Origin of the sequence: Protofrankia sp. CiT1, assembly GCF_917627335.1 — a bacterium.
Lineage (GTDB): Bacteria > Actinomycetota > Actinomycetes > Frankiales > Frankiaceae > Protofrankia.
The window spans coordinates 5,204-10,896 of record NZ_CAKJTP010000104.1 but is presented as its reverse complement, the minus strand read 5'-3'; the positions used below and the strand labels follow the sequence as shown (position 1 = coordinate 10,896).

Sequence of the window (5,693 nt, the reverse complement as noted above, 5' to 3'; positions counted from 1 at the left end):
CCGCCGTCACCCGGGCTGTCGCCGTTGCCGAGCCCATCGCGGTCGAAGGCCATCACCACGACGCAGCTGTCGTCGCTGGGTTCGCCGATCCGGCCGAGGGCCATGGAGAAACCGCGTTCGGTTTCCGCCCCCCGCCAGGCTTCGGCCTGCTCCCTCAACCGTTTGCCCTCCTCGGGGGGCAGATCGCTCATCCGGACGGCGCGGTAGGTGTAGCCGGCCCGCTCGACCCGGCCGACAGCTTGCCGGACGTTACGCATGTCGCGGCCTTCAAGGGTGAAGGTCCGCACGTCGATGATTGCTTCGTCGCCGAACTCCAGCGCCGTCAGGCCAACTCGTTCCCACGCTTTTCCGCCGGTTTCGGAGCATCCGATGACCGCTGGTATCCAAGCATGTTCGGCGGCGATCCGTAGGAACTCCCGGATCGCGCCCGGCCATGCCTCGTTGTCACCGAGCGGATCGCCGCTGGCGAGCATCACCCCGGACACCACCCGGTAGGCGACGCAGGCCTTGCCCGTCGGCGACCAGACGACGGTCTTGTCGCCGCGCAGGGCGAAGTAACCGAGTGAGTCGGCATCCCCGTGCCGCGTGAGCAGCGCGCGCATCCGTTCAATATCATCGGCGGACAGGCGCGGGCGCGGTTCCGGTGGGCGCAGCGCCAGGTACACGACGGTGATGATGGTGAGCAGGCCCATTGTGAGCAGGATCCGGGTGACGAGGTCGGAGACCCGCTCGGAGCTGAACCGAAGCGGTCCGTGGATGCCGATCAGCCCCTCGACGACATGCGCGAGCTGGGCGGTCAGCGGATGCGGACCGAGCAGGCGGCCAGCGCCCATGCGCAGCAGGACCAGCCCGACCATGATCGAGGCTGCGGCGAGGGTCAGCCCGACCCACAGCGCCCGCCAGCGGGTTGTCGGATCACCCTTGGCCCGGAAGTCGCCGCGGGCCAGTACGAGCCCGATGAGCAGCGCCGCGGACGCGACCGCCTCTTCGAAGTCGAGGCCCTTGACCACATGCAGGACGATGCTCGTGCCGAGCAATGTCACCACACCGAGCCAGGCGCGGCGCTTGCGTCGGCGCAGACCACGGGCGAGCAGGAGCAGAAGGAGGCCGACTACCACCGTGAACGCGGCGGCCTGGCGCGATGCCGCTCCGGGCAGGATCTGGCGGATCACATCCAGCCGGTCGCGCCACTCGGGGGTGACCCCGGACACGATATCGATCAGTCCGGCGATGAACACCAGGGCGGCGGCCGCGGTCGGTATCCACGGGTGGTTCCAGGCCGGCAACAGAGGTCGTGCCGGCCGTGATATCACGTGGTCTCCGTGGGCATCGCCGCCGAGCCGGCTGGTTTCGGTGGTCCCCGCGGGATGGCTGCCGCGGCTGATGGTCGTCACGGACGACGCCTCCTTCCCCTCGTCATGCCCCACGGCTCCCTCGTCATGTCCCACGGCCGCGAGCGGCACAAAAGGTGATTATCGCGTCGCTGTTGGCCAGTTTCTTCATCTCTCACGGCCACCAGCGGCACGAAAGGTCATTATCGCGCTGTCGGCGGCCACGGGCTGGGTGTGTGTCTGCTACCTGCCTGGCCCGTTTGGGTCTGCCCGCGGGACCTTACCCCGCCCGCCGCGCGGTCAGGCAGGAGCGTCCCGGGTATGAGAGAACACCGCATAAAAGCACCCGGCAACAGGGGGATGGATCAATGAGCCGGGCTGGGGTATGTGTATCGAGAGGCGCGGGCAGGCCCTGGGCGAACTTCCAGCGCCTCCAAGCCTTCGAGAGGACTGAACGGATGTTCGGACTACCCGAACGCATCAGGGCGTACCTCTTCGACCTGGACGGTGTGCTGACCCAGACCGCGACTGTCCACGCGGCTGCGTGGAAGGAGATGTTCGACACCTTCCTCCGCCGCCGGTCGGAACGCGACCGTGGCCCATGTGTCCCGTTCAGCGTCGGTGACGACTATCCCTCCTATGTCGACGGCAAGCCCCGGGCGGACGGCATCCGGTCCTTTCTCGCTGCCCGCCACATCGAGCTGCCTGAGGGCGGCCCGGAAGATCCGTCATCCGCTGACACAGTCTATGGCCTGGGCAAACGCAAGAACGAACTCGTAACAGCCATGATTCGTGATGATGGGGTCGCCGCTTATCCTGGTTCTGTACGCTACCTGCGGGCGTTGGTGGCAGTGGGTGCCGCGCGCGCGGTCGTATCGTCGAGCACGAACTGCGCGGCGATACTCACCGCCGCCGGTCTCGACTCCCTGGTGGTGGTCCGAATCGACGGTATTGTGGCCGAACGCGAACAGCTGGCCGGTAAACCGGCGCCTGACACTTTCCTGGCGGGCGCCCGCGCGCTCGGTGTGGCGCCGTCACGCGCCGCGGTGTTCGAGGACGCGATCGCCGGGGTCGAGGCGGGGCGTGCCGGAGGTTTCGGGTATGTCGTCGGCATCGATCGGGCCGGGCATGCCGACGCGCTGCGCGCGCACGGCGCCGATGTCGTTGTCGCGGACCTTGCCGATCTGTTGGACGCCGGCAGGGGAGCAGGCGTTGGCGGGGACGGCGTTGGCGGGGACGTTGACAGCGAGCATCGCCAGCCGTCGGCCGAGCCCGGCGGACAGAGCAGGCCCGGCGGCGGGAGCGACGTGTGATCGGCGACATGTCGTTCCCGGTCGAGCCGTGGCAGCTGCGTGAGTCCGGTCTCGACCCGAACCAGCTGGCCAGGGCGGAATCGCTGTTCGCCCTGGCCAACGGGCACGTCGGCCTCCGGGCGAACCTGGACGAGGGAGAGCCGCACGCGCTGCCCGGCACCTACCTCAACTCCGTCCACGAGCTGCGGCCGCTGCCTTACGCGGAGGCCGGTTATGGCTACCCGGAGTCCGGCCAGACGATGATCAATGTTACCAACGGGAAGCTGATCCGCCTGCTGGTGGATGACGAGCCCTTCGACATCCGCTACGGGGAGCTGCGAGCGCACGAGCGGATCCTGGATTTCCGCCGCGGTGTGCTGAGCCGCACGGCCGAATGGGTGTCACCGGCGGGCCAGGCGATCCGCATGTCGTCGGTGCGGTTGGTCTCCTTTGTCCAGCGGGCCATGGCGGCGATCTGCTACGAGGTCGAGCCGCTGGATGCCTCAGCCCGGCTGGTTGTGCAGTCCGAGCTGGTCGCCAACGAGCAGCTGCCGGCACAGTCCGTGGACCCGCGGGCCGCCGTGGCGCTGGAGGCGCCGTTGGTGGCGGAGTGGAACGGCAGCCATGGTTCGCACGCCGAGCTGGTGCACCGGACGCGGTACAGCGCTATCCGGGTCGCCGCTGCTATGGATCATGCGATTGACCGGCGGTCGGCCACGGGGGTGACCGCCGAGAGCGACGCCGACTCCTGTCGCGTGACCATCACCGCGCTGCTTGCTCCTGGTCAGAAGCTGCGGTTCGTCAAGTTCATTGCCTATGGATGGTCGGAGCAGCGCTCCCTGCCAGCGCTGCGCGACCAGGCCGCGGCCGCGCTGACCGCCGCCCGCCAGACTGGCTGGGAGGGGCTGCTCGCCGAGCAGCGGGCCTATCTTGACGATTTCTGGGCCCGCGCGGACGTCGAGGTCGACGGTGATGCCGAGGTACAGCAGGCCGTCCGTTTCGCCCTGTTCCATGTCCTGTCCTCGAGCGCGCGGGCCGAGCGCAGGCCGATCCCGGCGAAGGGGCTCACCGGTCCCGGCTACGACGGCCACACGTTCTGGGATTCCGAGAGTTACGTGCTTCCCGTGCTCACCTATACAGCCCCGGACGCGGCGGCGGACGCACTGCGCTGGCGGCACGCTACCCTGCCCATGGCCCGGGAGCGCGCTCGCCTGCTCGGCCTGTCCGGGGCGGCGTTCCCGTGGCGGACGATTCACGGCGAGGAATGTTCTGGGTACTGGCCGGCCGGCACCGCGGCATTTCACATCAATGCGGATATAGCGGACGCGGTGATCCGCCATGTCCGGGTCACTGGAGACAGCGATTTCGAACGGCACATCGGCCTGGAGCTGCTGGTCGAAACGGCCCGGCTCTGGCGGTCACTCGGCCATCATGATCTGGACGGTGCCTTCAACATCGATGGAGTCACCGGGCCGGACGAGTACAGCGCGGTCGCCGACAACAATGTCTACACCAACGTGATGGCGCAACAGAACCTGGTGGAGGCGGCGAACGCGGTTCGGCGGCATCCCGAGCGGGCGCACGAACTCGGCGTGAACGCGGAGGAGGCCGCGTCCTGGCGGGACGCGGCCGGGGACATGTGCATCCCCTACGATGAAAAACTCGGGGTGCATCCGCAGTCGGCGGGATTCACCCGTCACCAGGTGTGGGACTTCGAGCACACACGTCCTGACCAGTACCCGCTTCTCCTGCACTTCCCCTATTTCGATTTGTACCGCAAGCAGGTGGTGAAGCAGGCTGATCTGGTACTGGCGATGCAGCGCCGCGGGGAGGCGTTCACGGAGGAGCAGAAGGCCCGCAACTTCGCTTACTACGAAGCCCTCACCGTTCGCGACTCGTCGTTGTCCTCGTCAGCGCAGGCAGTGCTGGCGGCCGAGGTCGGTCATCTCGGTCTCGCCCACGACTATCTGCGCGAAGCGGCGCTGATCGACCTCCGTGACCTGCGCGGCCGAGCTCTCGACGGCCTGCACATGGCCTCGCTGGCCGGCAGCTGGATAGCGCTGGTTGAGGGGTTCGGCGGGTTGCGCGACTACCCGGGGGCCGTCAACTCAGGCGCTGTCAACCCGGAAGCTCACATGTCGGGCGTACTGTCGTTCGCGCCTCGCCTGGCGGAAGGGATCAGCAGGCTTGCGTTCACCCTGTGCACGCGTGGACGACGGCTGCGGGTTGAGGTCACCGACTCCACCGCGAGCTACGTGCTGCTGCGTGGCGAACCGATCATGATTCTTCACTGCGGCGAAGCTGTCGAAGTGTCGATGGATGGCCCGGTGCGCCGTGACGTGCCCGCCACCCCGGCCAGCCCCCAGCCGTCCCAGCCACCCGGGCGGGAGCCGAAGCTCTTCCGGGCCGACCCGAGCCGTTGACCGGTTGTTCCGTTGACCGTTTTATGATCGCGGCGGTGTCGGGCCATGGTTGTCTGATGGCACTGCCGCACGGGTGAAGTCGCGGTATGCGCGGGATGGAGTCGGGCCGCGTTGTCCCTGGTAGCGGGAACCGTAAATGGCCGAGCCATAGGGATGCGTGGCGGGGGAGGAGAGCCGGAAGAGGCAGAGCTGGCCGATCTTCATCCCCGGCCAGAGCTTGATGGGCAAGGTCGCGACGTTCGACAGCTCAAGGGTGACATGGCCGGAGAAGCCGGGATCGATGAAACCAGCGGTGGAATGGGTGAGCAGGCCCAGGCGTCCCAGGCTGGATTTGCCTTCCAGCCGGCCGGCAAGATCGTCGGGCAGGGAAATGATCTCCAGTGTCGAGCCGAGTACGAACTCGCCGGGATGCAGGACGAACGGGTCGTCGTCGTCCGGGGCGATGAGGTCGGTGAGATCCTCCTGCTCGACGGCGGGGTCGATGTGGCTGTACCGGTGGTTCTGGAACACCCGGAACCACCGGTCGAGCCGAAGGTCGACACTGCTCGGCTGGACGAGAGCCGGATCGTACGGGTCCAGGCATACCCGTCCCGCGGCGATCTCAGCCTGGATATCCCCGTCAGACAGCAACACGTCCGAGTACGTTA

General features: G+C 67.6%; 4 protein-coding genes. 2 read left to right on the top strand and 2 right to left on the bottom strand.

Features of this window, described 5'->3' with window-relative positions; genetic code table 11:
• Positions 1 to 1,394: phosphatidylglycerol lysyltransferase domain-containing protein (locus MJ785_RS15530; RefSeq protein WP_370652958.1), on the bottom strand; the 1,394-nt coding region annotated here is incomplete at its 3' end.
• A 395-nt stretch (positions 1,395 to 1,789) separates the two neighbouring features.
• Between MJ785_RS15530 and MJ785_RS15525 the strand changes: the two genes are divergently transcribed.
• Positions 1,790 to 2,644 carry an HAD-IA family hydrolase gene (locus MJ785_RS15525; protein WP_239381479.1) on the top strand — a complete coding sequence of 285 codons (855 nt, stop codon included), beginning with the start codon at positions 1,790 to 1,792 and terminating at the stop codon, positions 2,642 to 2,644.
• Complete coding sequence (locus MJ785_RS15520) at positions 2,641 to 5,046, top strand: glycoside hydrolase family 65 protein (protein WP_239312662.1); 2,406 nt, start codon at positions 2,641 to 2,643, stop codon at positions 5,044 to 5,046. The genes MJ785_RS15525 and MJ785_RS15520 overlap by 4 nt, the downstream gene beginning before the upstream one ends.
• Positions 5,047 to 5,067: 21 nt before the next feature.
• Here MJ785_RS15520 and dcd read toward each other — a convergent pair whose 3' ends face one another.
• Complete coding sequence (gene dcd / locus MJ785_RS15515) at positions 5,068 to 5,679, bottom strand: dCTP deaminase (RefSeq protein WP_239312664.1); 612 nt, start codon at positions 5,677 to 5,679, stop codon at positions 5,068 to 5,070.
• Positions 5,680 to 5,693 lie beyond the last annotated feature (14 nt).